Consider the following 26,137-nt stretch of genomic DNA (forward strand, 5'->3'; position numbering starts at 1 on the left):
CGAAACGTCATGACGCAACGTTACTGGTTAATGAAGTCCGAACCCGAGGAGGCGAGCATCGACGATCTCGCCAGCGCCAAGCACCAGACCCTTCCATGGACCGGGGTGCGCAACTATCAGGCGCGCAACTTCATGCGCGACGACATGAAAGTGGGCGATGGGGTGCTCTTCTACCACTCGAGCTGCGCCGTGCCCGGCATCGCCGGGCTCGCAACGGTCGCCTCGACACCCTACCCCGATCCCACGCAGTTTGACCCGAAAAGCCCGTACTTCGATCCCAAGTCGAAGCCGGAATCTCCCCGCTGGCTGCTGGTCGACGTCAAACTCGACCGCAAAACACGACTCGTGCCCCTCACCGAGATGCGCCAAACGCCCGAGCTGGACGGTATGCTCGTCCTCGCTCGCGGCAACCGCCTCTCGATCACCCCCGTCTCGCCCGAGCACTGGAAGTTCATCAGCAAGCACTTACTTAAAGCCTGAAGGACTGCATCGGCTGTCGTGAATACCGACCGGGGAACCAAATTTGTGGCGATAGCGTCTGTATAACGTTGCCGGCAAACGCATAGTGCGTACCCACTTGCCTTTTCATTGAGGGAAGGGTTATGTCACTAAGGCGGTACCGGCGATCGGTCAAACGTTCGCCATACAGATGCGAACTGTCATTCGAAAAAGGACAACACTATGCGCAAATCTCTCGCTGCTGCTCTTCTGATTGCCACCGCCGCCAACGCGGCCTACGCCCAATCGGGTGACGACGCGAACCGTCAGGTCTCCGGCGTGTTGGGTCTCGAAGCGAGTGCTACGAAGGAGGTCGAACAAGACACCGTTCACATCACGATGTCGGCCCAGGAGCAAGGTCCGGATGCCGCCACCGTGTCGCGCAACCTCACGCAGAAGGCCAACAGCGCGATGTCCATCGCCAAGGGGCAAAACGACGTGCAGGTTCAGACCGGCAACGTCTCGCTCTACCCGACGACCAATCGCGACGGCAAGATCACGGCGTGGCGCGGCCGCACCGAGTTGCAGATGACGTCGAAGGATTTCGGCGCAGCGTCGCGACTCGCGAGCCAGATCTCGAACCAGATGCAGATGGACGGTGTGTCGTTCTCGCTCTCGCGGGAAGCGCAGGAGAAGACGCAGGCCGAGCTGACCAACCAGGCCATCAAGGCGTTCCGCGATCAGGCGCAGAGCAACACGAAGGCCTTCGGTTACAGCAGCTACACGATCCGTCAGGTGCAGGTCGGCTCCAACGCCCCGATGATGCCGCGTCCGTATGCGATGAAGGCCATGGCCATGAGCGCCAGTGCCGACGCCGCGCCGCCGATGCAACTCGAAGGCGGCAAGACGCAAGTGACCGTGACGGTCTCGGGCACCGTGCAAATGAAGTAAGGCGTGCCTGCCGGCCGGTCGTTGATCTGGCACACCGGCCCTCGCAGTCAAACCAATGCCGCCCCAACGAGGGCGGCATTTTCATATCGGCACCGCGACCCATGGCCGCAACGCCGCCCCCCGCGACAACGTGTCGCAAAGCGCTTATTTGAAGCGATCGCGCAACAGATTCTTCTGTACCTTGCCCATCGTGTTGCGCGGCAATTCCGTCACGATATGTACGCGCTTGGGCACCTTGAAGTTGGCAATGCGTTGCTTGAGCGCATCGATGACCGTGCGCTCGTCAGGTGCCGGCCCACCGTCGCGCGGCACAATGACCGCCACCACGGCCTCACCGAAGTCCGGATGCGGCACGCCGATGACGGCCGATTCTGCCACCCCGTCCATCTCGTCGATAAAGCCCTCGATCTCCTTCGGGTAGACGTTGTACCCGCCGGAGATGATGAGGTCCTTCGAGCGGCCCACGATGTGCACGTATCCGTCCTCGTCGAACTTGCCGACGTCTCCGGTCTTGAAGAAGCCATCGCCGGTAAATTCCTCCGCGGTCTTTTCCGGCATGCGCCAGTACCCGGCAAACACGTTCGGCCCCTTGACCTGAATATGGCCGATGTCGCCCCGTGCACTTGGTTCGCCGTCGTCGCCCACCACGCGCACCGTCACTTCCGGCAGCGGCACGCCAACGGTGCCCGCGCGGCGCACGGTTGCCGCATCGCCGTGATACGGATTCGAGACGAGCATGATCGTCTCCGACATGCCGTAGCGCTCCAGAATCGTATGACCCGTGCGTTCGCGGAACGCATCGAACGTCTCGCGCAGCAGCGGCGCCGAGCCCGAGATGAACAGACGAACGTTGCGACACGCATCGCGCGTGAGTCCCGGCTCGGCCAACAGCCGCACGTAGTAAGTGGGTACCCCCATGAACACCGTGGCGCGCGAGAGTTGATGCAACACTTCGCGCGCATCGAACTTCGACAGCCAGATCATCTTGCTGCCCGAATACAGCGCGGCATGGCTCGCGACAAACAGCCCGTGCACATGGAAAATCGGCAGCGCGTGCAGCAGCACGTCGCCCCCCTCGCGCTCGCCCCAGCCCCAGAACGTGTGCAGCACGCGCGTGTTGCTCGCGAGGTTGCCGTGCGAAAGCATGGCGCCCTTGCTGCGGCCGGTCGTGCCCGAGGTGTACAGAATGGCGGCGAGATCGCCGGGCGAGCGCGGCACCGTCTCGAAGGTGTCGCCGAACCAGGCGGCGCGCTCCAGCAGCGAGCCCGTGCGATCGTCGCCCAAGGTATAGACGTGCTTCGCGCCGTTCGTGAATGCGATCTTCGAAACCCAGCCGAAATTCGACGGGCTACACACCACGACGTCCGGTGCCGCGTTCTCGACGAAATACCCGATCTCGGCTTCGCGATAAGCCGTATTCAGCGGCAGATAGACAAACCCTGCGCGTAGCGTGGCGAGGTAAAGCAGCAGGGCTTCGGGAGACTTCTCGACCTGCACGGCGATACGCGCGCCGGGCGACAAGTCGAGACTCGCGAGCAGGTTCGCAATGCGTGCGCTCGCGTGCTCGAGGTCGTCCCAACTGTAGTAAAGCCCTTCGGGCGTCTCGATGGCGCACGCCGATTTGTCGGCGGGAAAACGTTCGGCAAAGAGTCGGTAGAGGTTGGCGTCTTGCGTCATAAACAGAACCGGATTCAAACGGTGGAAACGGTGGAAGCGGTGGAAAGCGTTGTAACGATAGGAATGATGAATACGTCGATGCGTGGGTGGAGTCAGTGAAATCGGAATGGCCCGAGGACGCCCCGCTCATCGCCCCCGGAAATCGGGCGGCCGCTTCTCGAGAAACGCCGCCACGCCCTCGCGATGATCGTGCGAGTCCCAGTACGAGAATGCCTTCTGCCATTCCGCCTCGGACAGCGGCGGCACCGTTGGCGCCAACCGCGCGATCAGCCACTTGTTCAACTGCGCGGCGAGCGGCGCGCCGGCGGCGAGGCGTCGGGCGCAAGTGTAGCCTGCTTCTTCGAGTTCCTCGTCCGCGACCACACGCGTGAGCAATCCCTTCTCGCGCGCTTCCGCCGCGCCGAAGACGCGCCCTTCGAGCAAGATCTCGAGCGTGATCGCGCGTCCCGCCAGCGCCAGCACGCCACGCAGTTCGCCGGGTGCCATCGGAAAGCCGAGCTTGTTGATGGGCACGCCGAACCGCGCGCCCTCCGCGGCAATACGCAGATCGCAATGGGCAGCAATTTCGAGACCGCCTCCCACGCAGACCCCTTCGATTAGCGCTACGCTCGGATGCCGGCAACGCGCCAGCGCATCGAGCGTCGGACCGATCACCTCGCCGTGATAACGACGCAGCGTATCGTAGCTGCCGCGCTCGACCGGAAACTCCTCGATATCGGCGCCCGCGGCAAAGTTGCCCTGTGCGCCGCGAATGACGATGGCCCGCACCCGGGTGTCCTCGTCAAGGGCCTGCAAATGCACGCGTAATGCGCGCCACATCGCCACCGAAATGGCGTTGAGCTTGCCGGGATTCGATAGCGTCAGTGTGACCCATCCCTCGTCAAGCGAACTGTCGTCGCGCAGGACTTCACTCACACATGCCTCCATGAGGTTGATAGACGTTCGCTGAAACTTCGACGCCAGCGTCCACGAGGCTCAAAGCAAACGCGATACCGCACGTCCCAGCGCCGGCTGGCCGTCGATGAGACGTTGCAGATTGGCGTCGAGTTCGTCGGGCTCGTAAAGGTAGTTGACCATCATGCCGCACGACTGCTTCGCACCTTTCTTCGAAAGATCGGCATGCCAATTGATACGCTCCACGCGCGCACCGTTGCCCAGATGGAACCGTGCCACCGGATCGCGCGGCTGCCCGCGCACCGTCTCGCGCGCCAGATAATGAGCGGCGAGCGCTTCGCCAAGCGTGCGCTGCAACGCCTGCACGCTCTTGCGCTCCGGCGACGATTGCAGCCAGGCCATCATCTGCGCCCCGGAGGCATCGGTCAGCGACGGTGCTTGCGTGAGCAGCTTCACCCGCTTCGGACCGAGCGTCTCGGCAAGCGCTTGCCCCGACAGTTGCCTGAGCCAGTCGCTGAAGCCGGGAATCGGGGACAGCGTTGCGAAGTTGCGCAGCTTCGGGAAATCGACTTGCAGCTCATCGATCACGCGCTTGAGCAAGAAGTTGCCGAAGCTCACGCCGCGCAGTCCCGGCTGCGTGTTCGAGATCGAATAGAAGATGGCCCAACGCACGCGACGCAGATCTTCCAGCGGTGCCTTCTCATCGAGCAACGAATGCACATCGGCCGCCATGTCGGGGACGAACGCGACTTCGACAAAAATCAACGGCTCGCGCGGCATGCGCGGATGGAAGAACGCGTAACACCGGCGGTCCGAATCGAGCCGGTTGCGCAAATCGGCCCACGACGAGATTTCGTGCACGGCTTCGTAGCGCATGAGTTTTTCGAGCAGTGACGCCGGCGAATCCCACGTGATCGGATGCAACTCGAGCAGACCGACGTCGAACCACGTCGAGAAAAGACTGCCGAGATCGTCTTCCAGCGCGGCCAGCCCTGGCAAGGCTGCGCGATGGTGCAGCATGTCCGAGCGCCAGCGCACGAGAAACGGCAGGCCGTCAGGCAATGCGTTGAAGCGCTTGAGGAACCGGACGCGTGCGCTGCCCAGCGCGCCCGCCAATCCGCTGGCCGCGCGTTTGGCGCTCGCGCCCTCACCCTCCTTGCCGTCCTTGCCTGCGTCGGCCCCCGCATTCCCGTCGTTCGCGCAGATATCGGCAACGACCGCGAGCAGCGCCAGTTGCTCCTCGGGCGACGCCGCACCGTAGCGCGCCATGAAGTCTCGCGCAGCCTCGTTGGCGGCCGAGTCGGTCAAACGCGCCGACAGGCATTGCGTCAATTGCCGCCGCAACGCACTCTCCGCACGCGGCGACAGTTTGGCGACGACTCCCTTGCCGTCTCCCTTGGCATCCTTGCCGTCCTTCGGACCGCCGCCCTGCCCGCCCGTCTTGCCCGCGCCGCGCCCGAACCATTGCCCCAGACGCTCACCCAGCGAGGGCTTCGGCGACGGCACCGGTGCGCTGACGTCTGCCACCGTCTCGGGCGCGCCTCGCCCTGGGGCATTGGACGCGATCACGGACGATGCGGACGATGCGGATGACGACGCCGCCGCAGACGAATTCAGCGACACAGGGACGGACATGGCTGACATGATCGGCGCATCCTTCATGGCTTCCTCTCTCATGACTGATTTGCAAAACAGGTACGACACATCGCCGGACGACGGGTGCCCGCACGCCGGCGACCGGCCTCATCCCATCAATTGGTCCGGCAGCCACAGCGACAGCCCCGGCAGCAGACAGATGAGAACGACCGCCACCATCATCAGCACCACGAACGGCATGACACCCCAAACGATGTCGCGCAAGGCGATATCGGGCGCCGTGTTCTTGATGACGAAGATATTCAGCCCCACCGGCGGATGAATCAACCCCAGTTCCATGACAATCGTCATGACCACACCGAACCACACCAGATCGAAGCCTGCGGCCCGCAGCGGCGGCAGGATGATTGGCGCCGTCATCAGAATGATGCTCACCGGCGGCAGGAAGAAGCCCAGCACCACCACCATCAGCAAAATGGCGGCAAGCAGCACCCAGCGCGACAGATGCAACCCCACGATCCACTGCGCGGCCGATTGGCTGATGTGCAGATAGCTCATCACATACGAATAAAGCAACGACATGCCGATGATGAACATGAGCATGGTCGACTCGCGCAACGTGCCGCTCAGGATTGGCGCCAACTGACGCGGCTTCCACATCCGGTAGATCACGGCGATGAGCGCGAGCGCGAGCAGTCCACCCAGCCCGGCCGTCTCCGACGGCGTGGCATATCCGCCGTAGAGCGCCGCCATGACCCCGATGAGCAGCGTCACGAACGGCAGCACGCGCGGCAGCAAGGCGAGCTTTTCGCGCATCGTGGCAGGTGGTTCGCTCGGGAACGGCGACGGGGTGCCATCGCGAGCGAGCGCGAGTTGCGCACGTCCATATTCCTTTCGATAGCGCCAGGCCGCGTAGCACGAGAACAGCCCGACGAGCAGCAATGCCGGCACGATTCCCGCGAGGAACAAACGCCCGAGCGACTGTTCCGCAGCCACCGCGTAAAGAATCATCGTGATCGACGGCGGCAGCAGAATGCCCAGTGTGCCGCCCGCGGCGATGATCCCGGCGGCGAACCCCGGCGAGTAACCGCGCTGGCGCATCTCCGGAATCCCCGCGCTGCCGATGGCGGAACAGGTTGCCGGGCTTGAACCGGCCATCGCCGCGAACAAGCCGCAGGCGAAGACGTTGGCGATACCCAGGCCGCCTGGAATCCGTCGCATCCAGGCGTGCAGCGCGAGATACAGATCCTGCCCGGCGCGCGACTTGCCGATGGCCGCGCCCTTCAGAATGAACAGCGGGATCGACAGCAGCGTGATGCTGGCCATCTCCTCGTAGACGTTTTGCGTGATGGTGTCGAGCGACGATGCCGGCATGAAGCCAAACATGAACGCCACCGCGACCGCCCCCAGCGCAAACGCGATGGGCATGCCCGAGAACATGGCGACAAGCGTAGCGCCGCCGTAGAGCAATCCGATGCCGAGCTCGCTCATGCGTGGCCTCCCTTGCGATCCGTTCTATCCGTTCTATCCGTGCGATCCGGCAAGGTCGACTCGCCCTGCCCCGGCGATTTGCCCATCTCGCAAGCGCCGATGGCCACTTGCAGCAGCAGTTGCACGCTCAGCAGCGTCATGCCGAATGCCATCAGGCCGTAAGGAATCGACAGCGGCGGCCCCCACGTCGAACTACTCGTCTGACCATCGACGTAGGCTTCCCAGAACAGCGTCCACGATTTCCAGGCGAAAAAGCCGCAGAACGCCAGCGTGACGATATCCACCAGCCAGCGTCGCACGCGATTCACGCGCGCAGACAGCAGCGTCGTCACCGCTTCGATACCGATATGCCCGCGCAAATGCTGCACATGCGCCGCAGAGACGAAGGTCGCGCCGACCAGCAGAAACACGGCGGCCTCGTCCTGCCAGTCGGTGGCGAGCTTGAGCACATGCCGCGCGAACACGCTGTAGCTGAGCACCAATGCTGCGCCCACCAGCGCCAGCATGCACACGATCATGAGCAGACGGCTCACGCCCTGCAACAGGGCGTCGAGCCGCCGCAACACGCGAGTGCGCGCCACTGCTGGCTCCGCGCTCACGACGGCCCCGCTCATGCAGGCACCTTCTCGGCGAGCGCGAGCAGCTTCGCGCACGTGTCCGACTTGCTCGCGTAGTCCTTCCACGCGGTGCGCCGGGCAATGTCGCGCCACTTCATCACCGTCGCCTCGTCGAGGTCGTAGACCTTCGCGCCGGCCTTCGTATAGACGCTCGCGATCTGCGCATCGTCGGCCTTGGCGGCCTCCGTGCCGAACGCCTCCAGCTCCGCGCCCACTTGCAGAATCACCTGCTGTTGATCCTTGGGCAGCTTGTCGAAGATCTGCTTGGACATGAGCAGCGGCTCGAGCATGAACCAGTAAGACTTGTTACGTCCCGTGGTCAGATGCTTCGACACCTCCTCCAGACGGAACGACATCAGGCTGGTCGACGACGTCATCGCCGCATCCATCGCACCGGTCTGCATGGCGGCATAAAGCTCGTTCGACGGCAGCGAGATGACCGCCGCGCCGGCTTCCTTGAGCATCATGTCCATCTCGCGGCTACCGCCGCGCACCTTGAGCCCCTTGGCGTCTTCGGGCGCAACGAGCGGCTTGCTGCGACTGGCCACACCGCCCGCCTGCCACACCCAGCTCACGATCACGATGTTCTTCTCGGCGAGCACATCGGTGAGCACCTTGCCGATTTCGCCGTTACGCCAGGCATTGCCCTGCGCGTAAGACGTCACGAGTCCCGGCATCAGACCGATATTGAGTTCGCGGACTTCGCCGCCCGCATAGGGCAGCGGATAGAGCGACAGATCGAGGGCGCCGCGACGCAGCGCGGAGAACTGCGCATTGGTCTTCATGAGCGAACTGCCCGGATAGACCTGGAACTTCAGCGCGCCATTGGTGCGCTTCTCGACTTCCTGCGCAAACTTGCGGCATAGCCGGTCGCGGAAATCGCCCTCGGTGAGGGTGCCGCCGGGGAACTGATGGGAAATCTTGAGCGGGCCAGTCTGCGCGAATGCGCCACCCCAGGGGCTGGCCAGACCGCCGGTCACGAGTGCCGAAGCGGCACCCAGCATGAGTTGCCGCCGCAGCGGGGAAAGGGTTGTCTCCATGGCGTCTCCTGTCACTTCTGTCAGTGATGAACCAGCGAAGCCCGGTGTCTGACATCGCCCGGCCCGCGTCGGAAGACACGCCCCGGGTGCACCACCGGTTCACCGGCACTGCATGTACGGATGACTGCTTTAATTTTGGGTATGTCGAGTGCGCGAGTTGCCGCTCTCGGATTGAAATCGTATAGTCAATCCAACACCGTGTATACAAATTGGCGTCGTAAAAAATACATTTTCGGCGTATACCCCGATCTTCAACGACGGGGTCCCGCGGTACTTTGGCAACGATTGCCCCACGTCAGCCCCGTTTGACGGGATCGACACACCACCGAGCGAGAGCGTCATGACCGTAAAACCGAAGCGATCGGAAGCGCTGCGACAGGCGATCGAAGAGAAGATTGCCGTGGGCGAGTACCCGCCAGGCATGCGGCTCGACGAGGTCGAACTGGCGGGCACCTTCGGCGTGTCGCGCACGCCTTTGCGCGAGGCATTGATTCAGTTGGCATCGTCGGGCGTGATCGAGATACGTCCTCGGCGCGGTGCCGTGGTCGCGCAGATCGACCCTCAACGGCTATGCGAAATGTTCGAGGTCATGGCCGAACTGGAGTCGATGTGCGGACGGCTCGCCGCGCGCCGCATCACCGAAGACGAACTGGCGGAGTTGCGCGAGACGCACGAAGCCAGCCGGGCGGCGGCCGAGGCACGCGACATCGACACGTACTACGAGGTCAACGCACGCTTTCACGCCCTGATTTATCAGGCGAGCCACAACGCCTATTTGCAGGAAACCGCACTGCAATTGCACCGGCGACTGCGCGTCTATCGCCGCCTGCAATTGCGCGTGCGCGATCGTCCCCATCAGTCGTTCGCCGAGCATGACGCCGTGTTCCGCGCCATTGAAGCGGGAGACGCCGACGCAGCGTCGGAGTGCCTGCGTGGTCACGTCACGGTGCAGGGCGAGCGCTTCGCCGACCTGATGGCGTCGCTGCGGGCACTGGAGCGCAAGGCAAGCTGAACGAACCAAACGAGCGCCACGCCAAAACAAAAGGGCCACCGGAGAGACTCCGGCGGCCCTTGGCCTGATGAGTTGCGGCGCAGTGCCGGCTTACACGTGAGACGTCGCCGGCTGGCGGCGATACGACCACACCAGCATGATCACGCCTGCCACGACCATCGGCAGCGACAGCCATTGCCCCATCGACAGGCCGAACGAGAGCAGACCGAGGAAGGCGTCGGGCTCGCGCGTGAATTCAGCGAGAAAGCGGAACGCGCCATAGCCGACCAGGAACATGCCGGACACCGCGCCAACCGGACGCGCGCGCCGCGCAAAGAACCACAGCAGCAGGAACAACGCCACACCTTCGAGTGCGAACTCGAACAACTGCGACGGATAGCGGGGCAATCCGTGGAATTGGGCGAACACCATCGCCATCGCCTGATCGGCCATGGCTTGCGGATGCGCCAACATCCACTGCGCGTCTTCCGCCGCCGCCTGCGGGAAGAGCATGGCGAATCGGGAATCGGGCGACGTCACGCGCCCCCACAACTCGCCATTGATGAAATTGCCCAGACGGCCCGCAGCGAGGCCCAGCGGAATCATCGGCGCGATGAGGTCGGTGCCCTCGAGCAGCGAATGACCGCGACGGCGCGTGAACAGCCACATGGCGACGAGCACGCCGAGGAAGCCGCCGTGAAACGACATGCCGCCTTCCCACACCTTGAAGACATCGAGCGGATTCGCCAGATAGAACGACAGCTTGTAGAAAATCACATAGCCCAGGCGTCCGCCGAGAATCACGCCAAGCACGCCGTAGAACAGCATGTCGTCGAGATCCTGCGCCTTCCAGCCTTGCTTGGCGATGGAAGGCTGACGCACGCGCAGTCGGCCCACGAGCAGGAACAGGATGAAGCCGACCAGATACATCAGGCCGTACCAGCGGATGGCGAGCGGGCCGAGATGAATCGCGACCGGGTCGAATTGAGGATGAATCAGCATGGATCAGAAGAATCGATTCGTGAACAAAAGTTCCGTCGGCGCAATGGCGGCGCGCGTCACGTAGAACCTCGCGACCTTGCCGCCACTCGTGTGACACACCAGTCGCAGCCTCCCCCACACACTTCGGAGACCCGTCCGGCATGCCGTGGGATGGCCAGCACAATACCACGAGCGCATGGCGGCGCGGCAGGCCGACGGGCGAGCCTGCCTTCGGCTGGTCAATTCGTCAACGTCGCCCCCGGTGGTGTGCGCGCGACCCCTCGTGCCGTCTCGAGAAAGCCCTCGAGCACGGGGGTGACTTCCGCGGTGCGCCACAACAAGCCCGTCTCGATCAAGGTGCTCGTCTCGCGTAGCGCGCGATAGGTCACGCCGGTGCGTCGCAGGTGGCACAGCGACTGCGGCACCAACGCCACGCCCATGCCGGCCGACACCAGACTCACGATCGTCTGCATCTGAATCGCCTCCTGCCCCACGCGCGGCGTGAGGCCAAGCGCGGCATAGCAGCCCATGATGATGTCGTAGAACGCCGGCGCCACCCGACGCGGGAAGATGACGAGCGGTTCGTCTGCGAAGTCGGCCAGACTGACCGGGGCGTCCGGCTGCCCCGACGGCCCTGGTTGCCCATCGGTGCCGGCGTCATGCCGCCCGGCGGGCAGTGCCAGCATCAACGGCTCGCGCACGATCGGCAGATAGGAGAGTTCATTGGCATAGCGCGCGGGCACCGGCGGAATGAACAGGCCCGCGTCGATGCGCCCGTCCATGAGCGCTTCGACCTGTACGTCGCTCGTGGCTTCGAGGAGTTGCAGGCGCACACGCGGATAACGCTCGCCGAACTCGCGTAATAGCGGCGGCAAAATGCCGTAGTCCGCGGTCGAGACGAAGCCCAGCGACAGCGTACCCACCTCGCCGTGCGCCAATCCTTGCGCGAGCGCGGGCAGCGCGTCGGCATCGGCCAGAATGCGACGCACCTCGGGCAGCAGTTGGCGGCCAACGGCCGTCAATTCCACCGACCGGTTGGTCCGCACGAATAGCGGCGCGCCCAGCGACGCTTCCAGCGCGCGAATCTGTTGCGAAAGTGGCGGCTGCGTCATCGACAGGCGCTGGGCGGCGCGTCCGAAATGGCGCTCTTCGGCCACCGCCACGAAGTATCTGAATTGCCGGAGATCCATGATATGTTTTTCGACTCAATCCGAGTCAAATAATATATTTGACAAGCATGGAAGGAAAGACGAATCTTGACGTCCGGCCGACACTGGCGCGACCCGTGACGTTGGCGGTTTTGCCCGCAAACGCGCGAATTCAGTCCGAATAAAGCCTGGCGGCCCCGATTTTCGTATATCCCACAAGCACAGCGTTTCAGAGACGACCATGCCTCAATACCGTTCCCGCACCTCCACCCACGGCCGCAACATGGCCGGTGCCCGCGCCCTGTGGCGTGCCACCGGCATGACCGACGACGATTTCGGCAAGCCGATCATCGCCGTGGTGAACTCCTTCACGCAATTCGTGCCGGGTCACGTGCACCTGCGCGATCTGGGCGCCGTTGTGGCCAAGGAGATCGAGGCGGCCGGCGGTGTCGCCAAGGAATTCAACACCATCGCGGTGGACGACGGTATCGCCATGGGCCACGGCGGCATGCTGTACTCGCTGCCGTCGCGCGAGCTGATCGCCGATTCGGTGGAATACATGGTCAACGCGCACTGCGCCGACGCCATGGTCTGCATCTCCAATTGCGACAAGATCACCCCGGGCATGCTCATGGCCGCGATGCGCCTGAACATTCCGGTCGTGTTTGTCTCGGGCGGCCCGATGGAGGCCGGCAAGGTCAAGAATGGCGACGGCCAGGTCATCGCGAAGATCGACCTGATCGACGCCATGATCAAGGCGGCCGATCCGAAGATCAGCGACGCCGAAGTTGCCGAAGTCGAACGCAGCGCCTGCCCGACGTGCGGTTCGTGCTCGGGCATGTTCACCGCCAACTCGATGAACTGCCTGACCGAAGCCATCGGCCTCGCGCTGCCGGGTAACGGCACCATCGTGGCCACGCACGCCTGGCGTCGCGGCTTGTTCGAGCAGGCCGGCCGCCTCGTGGTCGACCTGTGCCGCCGTTACTACCAGGAAGACGACGCTTCGGTCCTGCCGCGCAACATCGCCACCAAGGCGGCCTTCGAGAACGCCATGACGCTCGATGTCGCCATGGGCGGTTCGACCAACACGGTGCTCCACTTGCTCGCCGCCGCTCAGGAAGCCGGCGTCGACTTCAAGATGGCCGACATCGACCGCATCTCGCGCAACGTGCCCTGCCTGTGCAAGGCGGCACCCGCGACCGACAAGTACCACATCGAAGACGTGCATCGCGCCGGCGGCATCATCGGCATTCTGGGTGAGCTTGCGCGCGGCGGTCTGCTCGACACGTCGTGCGGCAACGTCCACAGCGGCACGCTCGGCGAGGCCATCGCCAAGTGGGACGTGAAGGACAACGCCAACGACAAGGCGCAAACGTTCTACAGCGCCGCCCCGGGTGGCGTGCCCACGACCATCGCGTTCAGCCAGTCGTCGACCTACCCGTCGCTCGACCTGAACCGCGAAACCGGTTGCATCCGCGATAAGGAGCACGCCTATACGAAGGACGGCGGTCTGGCCGTGCTGTACGGCAACCTCGCCGACAAGGGCTGCATCGTGAAGACGGCTGGCGTCGACGAATCGCAATGGGTCTTCACCGGCCGCGCCCGCGTGTTCGAAAGCCAGGACGACGCCGTGGATGCGATTCTCGGCGACAAGGTGCAGGCGGGTGATGTGGTCGTGATTCGCTACGAAGGTCCGAAGGGCGGCCCGGGCATGCAGGAAATGCTGTACCCGACGTCGTACCTGAAGTCCAAGGGCCTGGGCAAGACTTGCGCCCTGTTCACGGATGGTCGCTTCTCGGGCGGCTCGTCGGGTCTCGTGATTGGTCACGCATCGCCGGAAGCGGCTGAAGGCGGCACCATCGGTCTGGTGGAAGACGGCGACGTGATCGAGATCGACATCACCCAGCGCAAGATGCACCTGGCCGTGTCGGACGAAGAACTGGCCCGCCGTCGCGCCGCGATGGAAGCGCGTGGCGACGACGCATGGCAGCCGGTCGGCCGCGAGCGTATCGTCTCGCAAGCCCTGCAAGCCTATGCAGCACTCGCCACCTCCGCCGATCGTGGCGCAGTGCGCGACCTGTCGCAACTGAAGCTGGGCAAGCGCGGCTAATAACGTGAACAGCGTGATCGGTTGAAACGTGAGCGGCGACGGCCTCGGTGGACAAAGGCCCGCCGCTCACGCGCAGCAGCACAGCAACATCGCATCAAGTGGCGTTTCGGACCTATTGGGATGCCACCGTTAGTACAGCGTGATACAACAACGCCTATGTGCGACGCTGCGACGGCTCGTGGCGTGGCGCATCCCCACAGGAGACCGTCATGGCATTCAACCGTCGTTCGCGCAACGTCACGCAAGGCGTGGCACGCTCGCCCAACCGCTCGATGTACTACGCGCTGGGCTACAAGGAAGAAGACTTCGACAACCCAATGATCGGCGTGGCCAACGGCCACTCGACGATCACCCCGTGCAACGCGGGGTTGCAGCGTCTGACCGATGCTGCGGTGGAAGCGATCAAAACGCATCAGGCCAATCCCCAGACCTTCGGCACCCCGACCATCTCCGACGGCATGTCGATGGGCACCGAGGGCATGAAGTATTCGCTCGTCTCGCGTGAAGTCATTGCCGACTGTATCGAGACGGCGGTGCAGGGGCAGTGGATGGACGGCGTGGTCGTGATCGGCGGCTGCGACAAGAACATGCCGGGCGGCATGATCGCACTGGCGCGCATCAACGTGCCTGGCATCTACGTCTACGGCGGCACCATCAAGCCGGGCAACTGGAAGGGCAAGGATCTCACCATCGTCTCGTCGTTCGAAGCCGTGGGCGAATTCACGGCTGGCCGCATGACCGAGGCCGATTTCAAGGGCATCGAGAAAAACGCCTGTCCGTCGACCGGCTCCTGCGGTGGCATGTACACGGCCAACACGATGAGTTCGTCGTTCGAAGCGCTGGGCATGTCGTTGCTGTATTCGTCGACCATGGCCAACCCCGATCAGGAAAAGGTCGATTCCGCAGCCGAATCGGCACGGGTGCTGATCGAGGCCGTCAAGAAAGACATCAAGCCGCGCGACATCATCACGCGCAAGTCCATCGAGAACGCCGTCGCGCTCATCATGGCCACGGGCGGTTCCACGAACGCCGTGCTTCACTATCTCGCCATTGCCCACGCCGCCGACGTCGAATGGAGCATCGAAGACTTCGAGCGCATTCGCGCCCGCGTGCCGGTCATCTGTGACCTGAAGCCATCGGGCAAATATGTGGCGACGGACCTGCACAAGGCCGGCGGCATTCCGCAAGTGCTCAAGATTCTGCTCGACGCAGGCCTGCTGCACGGTGACTGCCTGACGATCACCGGCCGCACCATCGCCGAAGAACTGAAGGACGTGCCTTCGGTACCCCGCGCCGATCAACACGTCATCTTCCCTATCGACAAGGCGCTGTACAAGGAAGGCCATCTCGCCATCCTCAAGGGCAATCTGGCGGAAGATGGCGCGGTCGCGAAGATCACCGGCCTGAAGAATCCGGTCATCACGGGTCCGGCGCGCGTGTTCGACGACGAGCAAAGCGCGATGGAAGCGATCCTCAGCGACAAGATTCAGTCGGGCGACATTCTCGTGCTGCGCTATCTCGGTCCGAAGGGGGGACCGGGCATGCCGGAGATGCTTGCCCCGACCTCCGCCATCATCGGCAAGGGGCTCGGCGAGACGGTCGGGTTCATCACCGACGGTCGCTTCTCGGGCGGGACGTGGGGCATGGTGGTCGGCCACGTGGCGCCGGAGGCATTCGTCGGCGGCACCATCGCCCTCGTGCACGAAGGCGACTCGATCACCATCGACGCGCACAAGCTGCTGTTGCAGCTCAATGTACCGGACGACGAACTCGCGCGACGCCGTGCCGCGTGGAAAGCGCCGGCGCCGCGTTACACGCGGGGTGTTCTGGCGAAGTACGCGGCGCTGGCGCTGCCGGCCAACAAGGGCGGCTCGACGGGCTGATTCCGGGTGATGCCGGTCGCACCACGGCTAACGGCACGTCTGGCCTACACGGCGGACGTGCCGTTTTTCACGCTTGGCCCACGGACAAGGAAAGCGCTACAATCCGCGCATCCGGGCGCGTGGTCAGCCGGGTGCGAGTCGCGTCTGCGGATGCGGCGATGGCACTTGCGCGCCTTTATGCCGTTTCGCAGCTTGATGCATTTTCACTGACGTGAAGTGTTCCTATGCCGCATGAGCCGACCGCACCGACCCGCACGGGGCCGAGTAAAATTCGCGCGACCTATGCCGTGGCGCTGACCCTCGGCATTCCATTGCAGGGTTGCACATTGCATGGCGCCCCCTCTCGCGAGATCTTCGGCGCGTACTTTCCCCTCTGGCTTCTGGGCGGCGTCATCGGCCTGTTCGCCGCATGGCTCGCGCACCGCATCAGCGTCGCGATGCAATGGACGCAAATCGTGCCGCTCCAGCTCAGCGTCTGCCTGTCGATCGGTGTCACCGTGGCAGTCCTCGTCTGGCTCGCAGGAACAGGACAGTTGCTATGAAAATGGCCGGCAAAAGCAAAGCCCCGCTCAAAGGACGGCTGATCGCGCTGGCGATCATCCTTGTCGGCATCATCGTCGCCGGCTACGCCAACTACCGCTCGACGCAATTCCCCTCGACCGACGACGCCGCCATCGATGCCGATGTCGTGCACATTGCCGCGCCCGTTGGTGGACGCATCGTCAGGCTGGCGGTGCAGGAAAATCAGCGTGTCGCGAAGGGCGACATACTCTACGAAATCGACCCCGTCCCCTATCGTCTCGCGCTGGCCCAGACGCGCGCCGATCTCGAACTGGCCCGCGCCGCGCTCGATACCCGGCAGAAGACCATCTACAACGAGCAGGCCAACGCCACGATTGCCGACGACCAGACCAGCAAGTCGATGCATAACTATGCGCTGGCGACCCGCAATGTCGAACGCCTCACGCCGCTGGCCGCCAAGGGCTACGTGTCGCAGCAGCAACTCGATCAGGCGCAGGTTGCCCAGCGCGATGCAGAACTGTCGATGAAGCAGGCGAAGGCGCAAAAGGCGGCCAGCGCACAGAGCGTCGGCGACGAGGCGGGTGCGCTGGCGACCGTGCGGGCTCGCGAAGCCGCCGTCGCCCTCGCGCAACACAGCCTCGACGACACCGTCGTGCGCGCCCCGCAGAACGGCTACGTGACGGGGCTCACCGTACTCTCCGGCGAAACGGTTGCGCCGAGTCAGTCGCTCTTCACGCTGGTGCACGCCGACGAATGGTTTGCCGTTGCCAACTTCCGCGAAGGCGCCCTCTCGCACATTCAGGTCGGCGATTGCGCTACGGTCTACTCGATGATCGACCGAAGTCAGGCCATCACCGGCAAGGTCGTCGGGATCGGCGCGGGTATCGCCGACGCCGGACGCATCAACCTGCCGCGCGCATTGCCGATCGTGCAGGCATCGGTGAATTGGGTGAGGGTGGCGCAGCGGTTCCCGGTGCGCGTTGAATTACACGAGCCAGCCGAACGGCTGGTCCGCATCGGTGCCAGCGCAGTCGTGGAGATCAGACATGGCGCTGCCTGCCGGTGACCTGCAGCGCCCGGGGTTTGACGATCTGCTGAAGTGGCTCGCCCCATTTCCGGGGCGTGCGGCGACGGCGACCCGGGTCGCGATCATCTGTGTGCTGACCACGCTCGTGGCGACCGCCTACGGTACGCCCGAGGCGGCACTCTCGGCCTATGTGGTCTTCTTCCTGATTCGGCCGGATCGCGTCACGAGCATCGTCATGAGTGCAGCGATGCTCGTGCTTGTGAGCCTCATCGTCGGCTTCGTGCTGTTCGTCGCCACGCTCGTGCTTGACAACCCGATGGCACGGGTCGCCGCCATCGCCGGACTCTCGGCGGTGCTCCTGTTTGTCACCTCGGCCAGCAAGCTGCGCCCCGTCGGCGGGATTATCGCGATGATCGTCGGCTTCGCGCTCGACAAGCTCGGCAGTGTCCCACTCGGTGAAATCGCCACGCGTGCGTTGCTGTACGCATGGCTCATGGTCGCGATTCCGATCGGCGCTGCGATCTGCGTGCAACTCGCCATCGGCGCCTCGCCGCGAAAGCTCGCAGGCAACGAATTGGCGAGGCGATTGCGCATTGCGGCCGAGGTGCTGCGCACCCCCGACGCCCCGCGCGACGCACTCGACGTCTGTCTGAGCGCCGGCGACGAAGAGATCGGCAAGTGGCTCAAGCTCTCGGTGCTGGAAGGTTCGTCGGCACGCGCCGACGCCGCCGCATTGCGACAGGCGACGTCGGCCACGTTTGCCATTCTCCTCGCCGCCGATCTGGTCGGCCGTGAACCGACAGCGCGGCTGCCCGCCACGTTTGCCGCCCCCTTGGCCAGCGCACTGGAACGTATGGCGGAAATGCTCGAGGCCGGTGGCTACCCGGTCGATATCGCCCCCTCCGACCTGCCGCTGCCGCCGTCCGGTGCACTTGCGACACTGACACCGCTCGCCCGCGTAGCTGTCCGGCAGCTGAGCGACGCCATCAGGGGCTTCACGACGGTGGATGCCCCTGCGACCGCGCCCGCCCCCCAACCACCGGCGCACAGCGGGTTCTTCCTGCCCGATGCCTTCTCCAATCCGGATCATGTGCGGTACGCGCTCAAGACCACGGTCGCCGCCATGATCTGCTACCTGCTCTACTCACTGCTGGACTGGCCCGGCATTCATACCTGCTTCATCACCGTCTATCTCGTGTCGCTCGGCACGACCGCCGAAACAGTCGAAAAGCTGACGCTGCGCATTGCCGGATGTATCGCCGGCGCGCTGGCGGGCACTGCGATGATCGTGTTCGTCGTCCCCGGTCTCACCACGATTGCCGGTCTGCTGAGCGTGGTCGCCATCGGTGCGTGGCTATCGGCCTGGATTGCGTTTGGCTCGCCGCGTATCGGCTATGCCGGTTTTCAAATCGCGTTCGCCTTCTTCCTGTGCGTCGTGCAGGGCCCGGCCCCGGCGTTCGATCTGACGATTGCGCGCGATCGCACCATCGGCATCCTGATTGGCAACGTTGTCGTCTACCTGATCTTCACCCGCGTGTGGCCCGTGAGCGTGGCCGGGCGTGTCGACGCGGCCCTTATCGAGTTGCGTCAGCGCTGGCGCGCGTTGACGACGATGCCGTACGCCAGCCTCCTGCGCGCACAAGCCGCCAGTGCGATGGCCCAACGTGGAGCCTTGCAGAACGACATTGCGCTGACGCACTACGAACCGTCGTGGGTGCGTCCCGCGCAGGACTGGACGGCGACGCGCCGGCGTGTGCTGGCCGAGCTTGAAGCGCTCGAAGGCCCGATGGTGCTGCTGGCCGAAAGACATCCCGCCGACGCGGGCATCGACGGCTGGTTGAAACGCCTTGACGAACGGCTCGATGGCGATGGACGCACCGGCTCCGCAGTATCGACTCCCCTCACGTCATCCCCCTCGGCCACGTCGTGGTCCGCCGATCAGGAGCGTCAATCATTGCTGATGCTTGGCGACGCACGCCTTATCCAACTCGACCATGCGACGCACGACGACAGTGTGGCGAAGGAGCCCGTTCCCCATGCGCCGGCTTGATCCGCCCACGCTTGCCCCGACGATGTCCCTCGCGGCCATGCTCACGCTGGTGGTGCTGGCGGGATGCGCGACGTCGTCGCTCGACATGGCGCCGGAGCGGCCGGATCGTCCATGGCAACCGAATACGGACGCATCCGGTGCGATCCGGCCCGGCGCCCCCGTGCTCGCCAGCGCCTATCAGAATCGTGGCACTTACCGGCTGCCCGCCAACCCGGCGCTCGCCAACGTCTCGCCCCCGCCCCCGCTTGAGCAAGACCACGCTTACACGCTGCCTGAGCTCATCGATCTGGCGCAGACGTCGAACCCCACGACACGCATCGCATGGAACGACGCGCGTAACGCCGCACTGGTGGCAGGCGTGGCGAAAAGCGCCTATCTGCCGCAACTGTCGCTGGCCGCGATGGGCCAGTACGCCGCCGCCCACAACTCGACGTCCAGCGTGCTGGGCGACTCGTCGGCCAGCGCCTCCACGCATGGATTGACGTCGGTGGTGGCGCTGCAATGGCTGTTGTTCGATTTCGGCGGACGTGCCGCTCGCGTGGAAGCGGCGTCGCAAGCCTCGGTCGTGGCAAATATCGGATTCACTGCGGCCCATCAGCAGGTGGTGTACGACGTCAGCGTCGCCTTTTACACCTACCAGGCAGTGCGCGCGCGTGTAGTGACGGCCGAGCAAGGCCTTGAGAATGCCGGCGCCGTGGCGGAGGCCGCCAAGTCGCGTTACCGGCGTGGTATCGGAACCGTGATCGAGGTCGCGCAAGCGAACCAGAACTACGCGCAGGCGAAACTAGCCCTCGTGCAGGCGCAAGGTGCGCAGAGCAATACCTATCTGACGCTGATTTCTGCGCTGGGCATCTCACCGCTGTCGAAGCCGAAGATTGCCGACATGCCGGTGCACGCGCTCTCGCCCACGCTACGCCAGCCGGTCGAGGAGATTGTCGCGACGGCAATTGCACGTCGACCGGACGTGCTGAGCGCCTATGCCGCAGAGCGCGCGAACCTTGCGAAAATTCAGGCGGCAGAGTCGGACTTCAAGCCGAAGGTTTTCCTGTCGGCCTCCGGTGTCTACAACACCGGCAATTCTTCACTGTCTGCCGTGCCCGCCATCGGTCAGCAGTTGCCGACCGTCAATCTGAGCGGCGGCCGCTACGGCGGCAGCGTGATCATCGGCGTCTCGATTCCGCTCTACGACGGCGGGCTGCGCTCGGCAGCCCTCGCGCGGGCCCGTAACGACGCCGACAGCGCGAGTACCCGGCTCGAACGCAGTCGTGAGGAGGCGGTGCGACAGGTCGTCGGCGCGCAAAACATGCTGCAAACCAGCCTGTCGGCACACGAAGCGGCCAAGGCGTTGATGACGGCAGCGCAAACGACCTACGACGCCGCATTCGACGCCTACAAACACGGCGTTGGCTCGGTCACCGACGCCTTGCTCGCTCAGAATCAGCTATTGGTCGCGCGCAACGCATACGCCGACAGTTACAGCAATGCGTTGTCCGCTGCGGCGTCGCTCGCGTTGGCGACAGGGGCCATCGACTGATCGACGGGTTGCGTTGCGTCACGCCTGGCCGCGACATCCGGATGGCGGCAGACAAGTGCTATATTGCGGCCAGACTTCCCCCACCACTCTTCGGAAACGAACCTCGAATGAAGGAATTTGCAGGCAAGTCCGCTAGGGCGACGATCGGGGCCTGGCTGATGGTTGCGACCGGCGTCGCGCTTGCGCAGACGGGCGCGCCGAGCACCGACGCCGCGCAGGCCCGCGCACTCGAGAAACTCGCTCGCGAGCGCAATTGCATGACGTGTCACGCCACCGACCGCACGCTGCTCGCGCCGTCGTACCGGGAGATTGCCAGGCGTTACGCAGGCAAAGCCGGTGCAGTGGACGAGATATCACGCTCCATTGCGGATGGGAGTCGCGGCAAGTGGGGAAACCTTCCGATGCCGGCCAGCCCACAGGTCGCCCCGGACGAGGCGACGCGTTTGGCAAACTGGATTCTCGGCATGGCGCATTGAGCCGTCAGTCATCAGCCGTCGTATGCCCTGAGCGTCGTGTCACAGCACGGCTGTCGTCCTACCCTTGCGAGCGGACCTGCTTCGCGACCTCTTCGATGACAGCCTGCCGGATCCGGTCCGGCAGTTGTACCTGCAAAGCGTCCGCGACCTGCTTGCCGATCAGTTGCACCAGCCACGCGGTCTGGTCGATCAACGCGTCGTGACAGCGGCGCTCCACCATTGTCGTGATGTCGTCGGCCAATTGCAGCGTGAGCCGGGCGCTCACACGTTCCGCGAAGACCGCGACATCGGCCGGCACGCCCTGTTCGATCGCCGCAGCCGTAGGGGCTGCGTGCTGCGGCGCTGTGGCCTCGCCGGGCGCGAGCACTTCGGTCAGCGTGGGAATGCCGGGATCGGTGCGCTCGGGCTCGTTCGTCACGGTCAGCCTCTCTGGTCGTAGTTGTTCAGGGTGTAACCGCGGTCGCGATAGAAGCGGTAGCGCTCACGGGCACCGGACAGTTCGTCCGGCGTGTCGCCCACAATCTCGACCACGCGCTCGAACCGCGCGAAGTGTGTGGGCACGCCCGCCGCCAGATTGAGCAGCACCTGATGATGCTGGGCCTCCTCGTCGGGGGCGGCCAGCACCACAGGCGTTTGCACGGCGAGCGGGTCGCGGGTGAAGCAATGCGGCACGAATTCCAGCGGCGAAAACGTCCACAGCGCCTGATCGAACGCGCGCAGCACGTCGGGTTCGCCGACGACCACGAGCGTCTGCCCGGCCCCATAGACCTTGCGCGCGAACCGGCAAGCGTACTCGATCCGGTTCGCCACATGCGTGTGAAAGTCGACGCGGGTCACCGGGCCTCGCGATCGATCAGGAACTGTGTCAGCAACGGCACCGGACGTCCCGTCGCCCCCTTGGCCGCCCCGCTCTTCCATGCCGTACCGGCGATGTCGAGGTGCGCCCATTCATACTTCTCGGCGAAACGCGCCAGGAAGCAGGCGGCCGTCACGCTGCCCGCCGGACGCCCGCCGATGTTCGCCATGTCGGCGAAATTCGACTTGAGCTGTTCCTGGTACTCGTCTTCGACCGGCAGACGCCAGGCCGTGTCGCCCGTCGTGCGGCCAGCGGCGAGCAATTCGTCGGCCAGCGCGTCGCTCTTCGAGAAGAGGCCCGAGTTCACATGGCCGAGCGCGATGATGCAAGCGCCCGTCAGCGTGGCGACATCGATCACGGCAGCCGGCTTGAAGCGTTCGGCATAGGTCAGCGCGTCGCACAGGATCAGACGGCCTTCGGCGTCGGTATTGAGCACTTCGATGGTCTGGCCGGACATGCTGGTGACCACGTCGCCCGGCTTCGTCGCCTGACCGTTGGGCATATTCTCCGTGGCCGGCACGATGGCGATGACGTTGAGCTTCAGGCCCATCTCGGCGACCGCGCGGATCGTGCCGAGCACGGAGCCGGCGCCGCACATGTCGTATTTCATCTCGTCCATGCCCTCGCCCGGCTTGAGCGAGATGCCGCCCGAGTCGAAGGTCACGCCCTTGCCCACCAGAACGACCGGCGCCTGCTTCGCGCCACCGCCCTGATATTTAAGGACGATGAAGCGCGGCGGTTGCACCGAGCCACGCGCCACCGACAGGAACGATCCCATCTTGAGCGCCTCGATCTGCTTCGGGCCGAGGATTTCGGACTTGAGCTTGAATTCGCTGGCGAGTTTCTGCGCCTGTTCGGCCAGATACGTCGGGGTGCACACATTGCCCGGCAGGTTGCCGAGATCCTTGGTCAGCGCCATGCCGTTGGCGATGGCTTCGCCACGCTTGGCAGCGAGCTTGGCGGCCTTCAGATTGTCCGGCGCCACCGCAAAGCAGACCTTGCTCAGCACCGTGGTGGACGGCTCGACCTTGCTCTTCATCCGCGTGAAGCGATAGGTGGCCTCGCGCAAGGCGAGCACCGAAGCGCGCACGGCCCAGGCCGTGTCCTGCTTGGCAATCTTGGCCTCCGGGAGCGTCCAGATGGCGTCGGACGCACGCGACGCCAGCACGGCACGCACGGCGGCGCGGGTAGCGTCGTTGAAACCCTTTTGCGTCAACTGATCCTCAGGGCCCAGACCGACGAACAGCACGCGTGCCGGGCTCCATCCGGCGACTTCGTGCAGCATGAGCGTGCTGCCGAGCTTGCCGTTGAGTTCGCCCCGCTTGACCATGCGGGCGAGCAAGCCCTTGCTTGCGACGTCGAGCACCTTGGCGAGCCCCGCCAGGGGCTGCTGCTCGAACACGCCAACCACCAGACACTCCGTCTTTGCGTTGGCAAGGTCGGCCTGGCCCGCCTTGGTCGAATCGAAGGCTTTTGTGCTAAAGTCCATCGCGCTTTCCTCGGGTAAAATTCGTACGAGCCGCAATTATCCGCTTTTTTCCGCGCTCGCCCAACCGCGAGAGCTCCCCAATCGTCATCACATGATTTTTCAGCGTTCCCTGCAGCGCGAGCTGAACTACACCGCCGGGGCCGTCTTCATGGTGCTGATCACCGTCATGCTCACCACCATGATGATCCGCATCCTGGGCTTCGCCGCGTCGGGGAAAGCCGATCCGCGCGACGTCCTCGTGCTCATCGGCCTGGCCGTGATCGGCTACCTCGCCGTCATCCTGATCGTGACGTTGTTCGTCTCGATTCTGTTCGTCCTCACCCGCTGGTACCGCGACTCCGAGATGGTCGTGTGGTTTGCCTCGGGCCTGTCGATCACCAACTTCGTCAGGCCCGTGCTGCGTTTTGCCGCGCCCTATCTGGCCGTGATCACGTTCTGTGCGCTGGTCGCCTGGCCGTGGGCAAATCAGCAGATCGCCGCCCTGGAGGCCCGCTTCGCCCAGCGCGACGATGTCTCGATGATCTCGCCGGGTCAGTTCCGCGAGAGCGCCGCCAGCCATCGGGTGTTCTTCGTCGAGACGGTCTCGCCGGATGCCACGAAGGTCCATAACGTCTTCGTCTCCGGCACCGAGAACGGCAAGGTCAACGTCATCGTCTCGAAGGACGGCCATATCGAGACGGCCAAGGACGGCAACCGCTACATCGTGCTGGAAAAGGGCCGCCGCTACGACGGCGTGCCGGGTCAGCCCGATTACCGCGTGATGGAGTTCGAGCGCTACGGCGTGAAGATCGACAATCCGACAACGGTCGACACCGACAACACCCCGACCAAGGGCGTGCCGACCACGCGTCTGTTCCGGGAGATTCAGAACCCGATCTTCCGTGGCGAAATCGTCTGGCGTATCGGCTTGCCGCTGCTCGCACTCTCGCTAGTGCTGCTCGCCGTGCCGCTCGCCTATCAGAATCCGCGCCACGGCCGCACCATCAACCTGGTCATGGCCGTGCTGATCTATCTCGGGTACACCAACCTGTTGAGCCTGTCGCAAGCCTATGTCGCGCAGGAGCGCCTGCCGCTCGCCATCGGCGTGTGGCTGTTGCACGTGGTGGCCCTCGGTGTCATCGTGCTGCTCTACCTGCGCCGTGTGCGCTTCCGAGGACTGTTCGGCCGCCGCCGTCACAACGGCACAGGCGGGATGCGTGCATCGGGAGGAACCCGCTGATGCGCATCTACGAGAAATATTTCGCGCGCCAGATCTATCTCGCGTTCCTGTTCGTTCTGCTTGCGTTCGTCGGTCTGTTTGTCTTCTTCGATCTCGTGAGCGAACTGGGCGACGTTGGCCGTGGCGGCTACCGCTTCCAGCACGCCCTCGCCTATGTGCTGTTGTTTGCCCCGCAGCGCATGTACGAAATCATTCCGGTCGCCTCGCTCATCGCCGCTATCTATGTCTGCGCGCAATTGGCGGGCAATTCGGAATTCACGATCTTCCGCGTCTCGGGGCTCTCGACCGGACAGGCACTGCGCTCGTTGCTGAAAATCGGCTTCCCGATCGTGTTGATCACCTTCGTCATTGGCGAGTACGTGGCGCCGAATGCCGAGCAGCTTGCACAGAAGATCCGCCTCGAAGCGTTGGGCAGTTCGGTCTCGGCCGGTTTCCGCTCCGGGGTCTGGGTCAAGGACACGGTGGATCAGGACGGCGCGCGCGTTACCCGCTTCATCAATGTGGGCACGCTCAATCCGGATAACACCATCGCCAACGTCCGCATCTACGAATTCGACGACAAGTTGCGGCTCGACAGCGTGCGGCTGGCCAAGCTCGGACAGTTCGACGCGCCGAACTTCTGGAAGTTGACCGACGTGTCCGAGACGGTCTTCAGCGCGACCGACGACGCCACCACCAGCAACGACCCGCTGCGTGCGCTCGTGCAGAGCAAGCAGGTGCATATCGACACGGTACAAATGCGCTCGGAGCTGACACCGCAGATTCTGTCAGTGTTGATGGTCTCCCCGGACAACATGGCGATCGGCAGTTTGTACCGCTACATCGGCCATCTGAAAGAAAACCAGCAGAACACCGACCGCTATAACCTCGCGCTCTGGCAAAAACTGCTGTATCCGCTTGCTGTCTTCGTGATGATGGCGCTGGCACTGCCGTTCGCCTATCTGCATGCACGGGCGGGGGCCATCGGCCTGAAGGTGTTTGGTGGGATCATGCTCGGCATGAGCTTCCAGTTGATCAACAACCTGTTCTCGCACCTGGGTCTGCTCAACACCTGGCCGGCGTGGTTCACGGCGGCGTTACCGTCGTTGCTCTATCTTGTGCTCGCCATCGCGGCGTTGCGCTGGGTGGACAAGCACTGAGGCGCGGG

General features: G+C 64.2%; 23 protein-coding genes. 12 read left to right on the forward strand and 11 right to left on the reverse strand.

What is annotated here, in order from left to right:
• Positions 1–9 precede the first annotated feature (9 nt).
• Together PI93_RS21985 and PI93_RS21990 are read left to right on the forward strand one after the other, a co-directional pair.
• Positions 10–480 (forward strand): EVE domain-containing protein, encoded by a 471-nt coding sequence (locus PI93_RS21985; RefSeq protein WP_039375303.1) that lies wholly within the window; start codon positions 10–12, stop codon positions 478–480.
• A 201-nt stretch (positions 481–681) separates the two neighbouring features.
• Entirely contained in the window at positions 682–1,389 is a 708-nt protein-coding gene (locus tag PI93_RS21990; RefSeq protein WP_039375300.1) for an SIMPL domain-containing protein, read from the forward strand.
• A gap of 144 nt (positions 1,390–1,533) precedes the next feature.
• Here PI93_RS21990 and PI93_RS21995 read toward each other — a convergent pair whose 3' ends face one another.
• The 6 genes from PI93_RS21995 to dctP form a co-directional block, all read right to left on the reverse strand.
• Positions 1,534–3,066: a malonate--CoA ligase gene (locus tag PI93_RS21995; protein WP_039375298.1), complete on the reverse strand. Its 1,533-nt coding sequence runs from the start codon at positions 3,064–3,066 to the stop codon at positions 1,534–1,536.
• Between the two features lie 126 nt (positions 3,067–3,192).
• Positions 3,193–3,993: an enoyl-CoA hydratase/isomerase family protein gene (locus tag PI93_RS22000; RefSeq protein WP_039375297.1), complete on the reverse strand. Its 801-nt coding sequence runs from the start codon at positions 3,991–3,993 to the stop codon at positions 3,193–3,195.
• A gap of 48 nt (positions 3,994–4,041) precedes the next feature.
• Entirely contained in the window at positions 4,042–5,604 is a 1,563-nt protein-coding gene (locus PI93_RS22005; RefSeq protein ID WP_236105751.1) for a malonyl-CoA decarboxylase domain-containing protein, read from the reverse strand.
• Between the two features lie 99 nt (positions 5,605–5,703).
• Positions 5,704–7,047: a TRAP transporter large permease gene (locus PI93_RS22010; RefSeq protein WP_039375295.1), complete on the reverse strand. Its 1,344-nt coding sequence runs from the start codon at positions 7,045–7,047 to the stop codon at positions 5,704–5,706.
• Positions 7,044–7,661 carry a TRAP transporter small permease gene (locus PI93_RS22015; RefSeq protein ID WP_236105749.1) on the reverse strand — a complete coding sequence of 206 codons (618 nt, stop codon included), beginning with the start codon at positions 7,659–7,661 and terminating at the stop codon, positions 7,044–7,046. The genes PI93_RS22010 and PI93_RS22015 overlap by 4 nt, the downstream gene beginning before the upstream one ends.
• On the reverse strand, positions 7,658–8,704 hold the full coding sequence (gene dctP / locus PI93_RS22020; protein ID WP_039375294.1) for a TRAP transporter substrate-binding protein DctP: 1,047 nt from the start codon (positions 8,702–8,704) through the stop codon (positions 7,658–7,660). Before dctP ends, PI93_RS22015 begins: the two co-directional genes overlap by 4 nt.
• Before the next feature lie 340 nt (positions 8,705–9,044).
• On the opposite strand from dctP, the gene PI93_RS22025 reads away from it, so the two are divergent.
• Positions 9,045–9,716 carry a GntR family transcriptional regulator gene (locus PI93_RS22025; protein WP_039375292.1) on the forward strand — a complete coding sequence of 224 codons (672 nt, stop codon included), beginning with the start codon at positions 9,045–9,047 and terminating at the stop codon, positions 9,714–9,716.
• A gap of 90 nt (positions 9,717–9,806) precedes the next feature.
• Here PI93_RS22025 and lgt read toward each other — a convergent pair whose 3' ends face one another.
• Complete coding sequence (lgt, locus tag PI93_RS22030) at positions 9,807–10,697, reverse strand: prolipoprotein diacylglyceryl transferase (protein WP_039375291.1); 891 nt, start codon at positions 10,695–10,697, stop codon at positions 9,807–9,809.
• Positions 10,698–10,915: 218 nt separating this feature from the next.
• The gene (locus tag PI93_RS22035; protein ID WP_039375290.1) at positions 10,916–11,866 is read right to left on the reverse strand and encodes a LysR substrate-binding domain-containing protein; all 951 of its coding nucleotides are present in this window, start codon (positions 11,864–11,866) and stop codon (positions 10,916–10,918) included.
• A gap of 199 nt (positions 11,867–12,065) precedes the next feature.
• Between PI93_RS22035 and ilvD (PI93_RS22040) the strand changes: the two genes are divergently transcribed.
• The 7 genes from ilvD (PI93_RS22040) to PI93_RS22070 all read left to right on the forward strand — a co-directional run bounded on the left by ilvD (PI93_RS22040) (position 12,066) and on the right by PI93_RS22070 (position 21,426).
• Entirely contained in the window at positions 12,066–13,934 is a 1,869-nt protein-coding gene (gene ilvD / locus PI93_RS22040; RefSeq protein WP_039375287.1) for a dihydroxy-acid dehydratase, read from the forward strand.
• Positions 13,935–14,143: 209 nt separating this feature from the next.
• Positions 14,144–15,817, forward strand: a complete 1,674-nt coding sequence (gene ilvD, locus PI93_RS22045) for a dihydroxy-acid dehydratase (protein ID WP_039375284.1) — start codon at positions 14,144–14,146, stop codon at positions 15,815–15,817.
• A gap of 224 nt (positions 15,818–16,041) precedes the next feature.
• A complete protein-coding gene (locus tag PI93_RS22050; RefSeq protein ID WP_039375283.1) occupies positions 16,042–16,359 on the forward strand; it encodes a hypothetical protein in 318 nt (105 codons plus the stop codon).
• Positions 16,356–17,405, forward strand: a complete 1,050-nt coding sequence (mdtN, locus tag PI93_RS22055) for a multidrug transporter subunit MdtN (RefSeq protein ID WP_039375281.1) — start codon at positions 16,356–16,358, stop codon at positions 17,403–17,405. The genes PI93_RS22050 and mdtN overlap by 4 nt, the downstream gene beginning before the upstream one ends.
• A complete protein-coding gene (locus tag PI93_RS22060) occupies positions 17,386–19,416 on the forward strand; it encodes an FUSC family protein (protein ID WP_039375279.1) in 2,031 nt (676 codons plus the stop codon). The genes mdtN and PI93_RS22060 overlap by 20 nt, the downstream gene beginning before the upstream one ends.
• On the forward strand, positions 19,403–20,950 hold the full coding sequence (locus tag PI93_RS22065; protein ID WP_039375277.1) for a TolC family protein: 1,548 nt from the start codon (positions 19,403–19,405) through the stop codon (positions 20,948–20,950). The genes PI93_RS22060 and PI93_RS22065 overlap by 14 nt, the downstream gene beginning before the upstream one ends.
• Before the next feature lie 107 nt (positions 20,951–21,057).
• Positions 21,058–21,426, forward strand: a complete 369-nt coding sequence (locus PI93_RS22070; protein ID WP_201278413.1) for a c-type cytochrome — start codon at positions 21,058–21,060, stop codon at positions 21,424–21,426.
• 58 nt (positions 21,427–21,484) lie between these two features.
• Here the strand turns inward: PI93_RS22070 and PI93_RS22075 are convergent, their stop codons facing one another.
• The 3 genes from PI93_RS22075 to PI93_RS22085 are packed head-to-tail and all read right to left on the reverse strand — an operon-like array spanning position 21,485 to position 23,771.
• Positions 21,485–21,844: a DUF2486 family protein gene (locus PI93_RS22075; protein ID WP_052241099.1), complete on the reverse strand. Its 360-nt coding sequence runs from the start codon at positions 21,842–21,844 to the stop codon at positions 21,485–21,487.
• A 2-nt stretch (positions 21,845–21,846) separates the two neighbouring features.
• Entirely contained in the window at positions 21,847–22,263 is a 417-nt protein-coding gene (locus PI93_RS22080; RefSeq protein WP_039375276.1) for a DNA polymerase III subunit chi, read from the reverse strand.
• Positions 22,260–23,771 (reverse strand): leucyl aminopeptidase, encoded by a 1,512-nt coding sequence (locus PI93_RS22085; RefSeq protein WP_039375275.1) that lies wholly within the window; start codon positions 23,769–23,771, stop codon positions 22,260–22,262. The genes PI93_RS22080 and PI93_RS22085 overlap by 4 nt, the downstream gene beginning before the upstream one ends.
• Before the next feature lie 91 nt (positions 23,772–23,862).
• Here PI93_RS22085 and lptF point away from each other — a divergent pair, with 91 nt between their 5' ends.
• Positions 23,863–24,990: an LPS export ABC transporter permease LptF gene (gene lptF, locus PI93_RS22090; protein WP_039375273.1), complete on the forward strand. Its 1,128-nt coding sequence runs from the start codon at positions 23,863–23,865 to the stop codon at positions 24,988–24,990.
• The gene (lptG, locus tag PI93_RS22095) at positions 24,990–26,129 is read left to right on the forward strand and encodes an LPS export ABC transporter permease LptG (protein WP_039375272.1); all 1,140 of its coding nucleotides are present in this window, start codon (positions 24,990–24,992) and stop codon (positions 26,127–26,129) included. The genes lptF and lptG overlap by 1 nt, the downstream gene beginning before the upstream one ends.
• Positions 26,130–26,137: the final 8 nt, after the last annotated feature.

This window comes from Pandoraea fibrosis (assembly GCF_000807775.2).
GTDB lineage: Bacteria > Pseudomonadota > Gammaproteobacteria > Burkholderiales > Burkholderiaceae > Pandoraea > Pandoraea fibrosis.

Coding starts and splice junctions, on each gene's coding strand:
- PI93_RS21985 (WP_039375303.1), top strand. CDS start 10: ATGACGCAACGTTACTGGTTAATGAAGTCCGAACCCGAGGAGGCGAGC.
- PI93_RS21990 (WP_039375300.1), top strand. CDS start 682: ATGCGCAAATCTCTCGCTGCTGCTCTTCTGATTGCCACCGCCGCCAAC.
- PI93_RS21995 (WP_039375298.1), bottom strand. CDS start 3,066: ATGACGCAAGACGCCAACCTCTACCGACTCTTTGCCGAACGTTTTCCC.
- PI93_RS22000 (WP_039375297.1), bottom strand. CDS start 3,993: ATGGAGGCATGTGTGAGTGAAGTCCTGCGCGACGACAGTTCGCTTGAC.
- PI93_RS22005 (WP_236105751.1), bottom strand. CDS start 5,604: ATGTCAGCCATGTCCGTCCCTGTGTCGCTGAATTCGTCTGCGGCGGCG.
- PI93_RS22010 (WP_039375295.1), bottom strand. CDS start 7,047: ATGAGCGAGCTCGGCATCGGATTGCTCTACGGCGGCGCTACGCTTGTC.
- PI93_RS22015 (WP_236105749.1), bottom strand. CDS start 7,661: ATGAGCGGGGCCGTCGTGAGCGCGGAGCCAGCAGTGGCGCGCACTCGC.
- dctP (WP_039375294.1), bottom strand. CDS start 8,704: ATGGAGACAACCCTTTCCCCGCTGCGGCGGCAACTCATGCTGGGTGCC.
- PI93_RS22025 (WP_039375292.1), top strand. CDS start 9,045: ATGACCGTAAAACCGAAGCGATCGGAAGCGCTGCGACAGGCGATCGAA.
- lgt (WP_039375291.1), bottom strand. CDS start 10,697: ATGCTGATTCATCCTCAATTCGACCCGGTCGCGATTCATCTCGGCCCG.
- PI93_RS22035 (WP_039375290.1), bottom strand. CDS start 11,866: ATGGATCTCCGGCAATTCAGATACTTCGTGGCGGTGGCCGAAGAGCGC.
- ilvD (WP_039375287.1), top strand. CDS start 12,066: ATGCCTCAATACCGTTCCCGCACCTCCACCCACGGCCGCAACATGGCC.
- ilvD (WP_039375284.1), top strand. CDS start 14,144: ATGGCATTCAACCGTCGTTCGCGCAACGTCACGCAAGGCGTGGCACGC.
- PI93_RS22050 (WP_039375283.1), top strand. CDS start 16,042: ATGCCGCATGAGCCGACCGCACCGACCCGCACGGGGCCGAGTAAAATT.
- mdtN (WP_039375281.1), top strand. CDS start 16,356: ATGAAAATGGCCGGCAAAAGCAAAGCCCCGCTCAAAGGACGGCTGATC.
- PI93_RS22060 (WP_039375279.1), top strand. CDS start 17,386: ATGGCGCTGCCTGCCGGTGACCTGCAGCGCCCGGGGTTTGACGATCTG.
- PI93_RS22065 (WP_039375277.1), top strand. CDS start 19,403: ATGCGCCGGCTTGATCCGCCCACGCTTGCCCCGACGATGTCCCTCGCG.
- PI93_RS22070 (WP_201278413.1), top strand. CDS start 21,058: ATGAAGGAATTTGCAGGCAAGTCCGCTAGGGCGACGATCGGGGCCTGG.
- PI93_RS22085 (WP_039375275.1), bottom strand. CDS start 23,771: ATGGACTTTAGCACAAAAGCCTTCGATTCGACCAAGGCGGGCCAGGCC.
- lptF (WP_039375273.1), top strand. CDS start 23,863: ATGATTTTTCAGCGTTCCCTGCAGCGCGAGCTGAACTACACCGCCGGG.
- lptG (WP_039375272.1), top strand. CDS start 24,990: ATGCGCATCTACGAGAAATATTTCGCGCGCCAGATCTATCTCGCGTTC.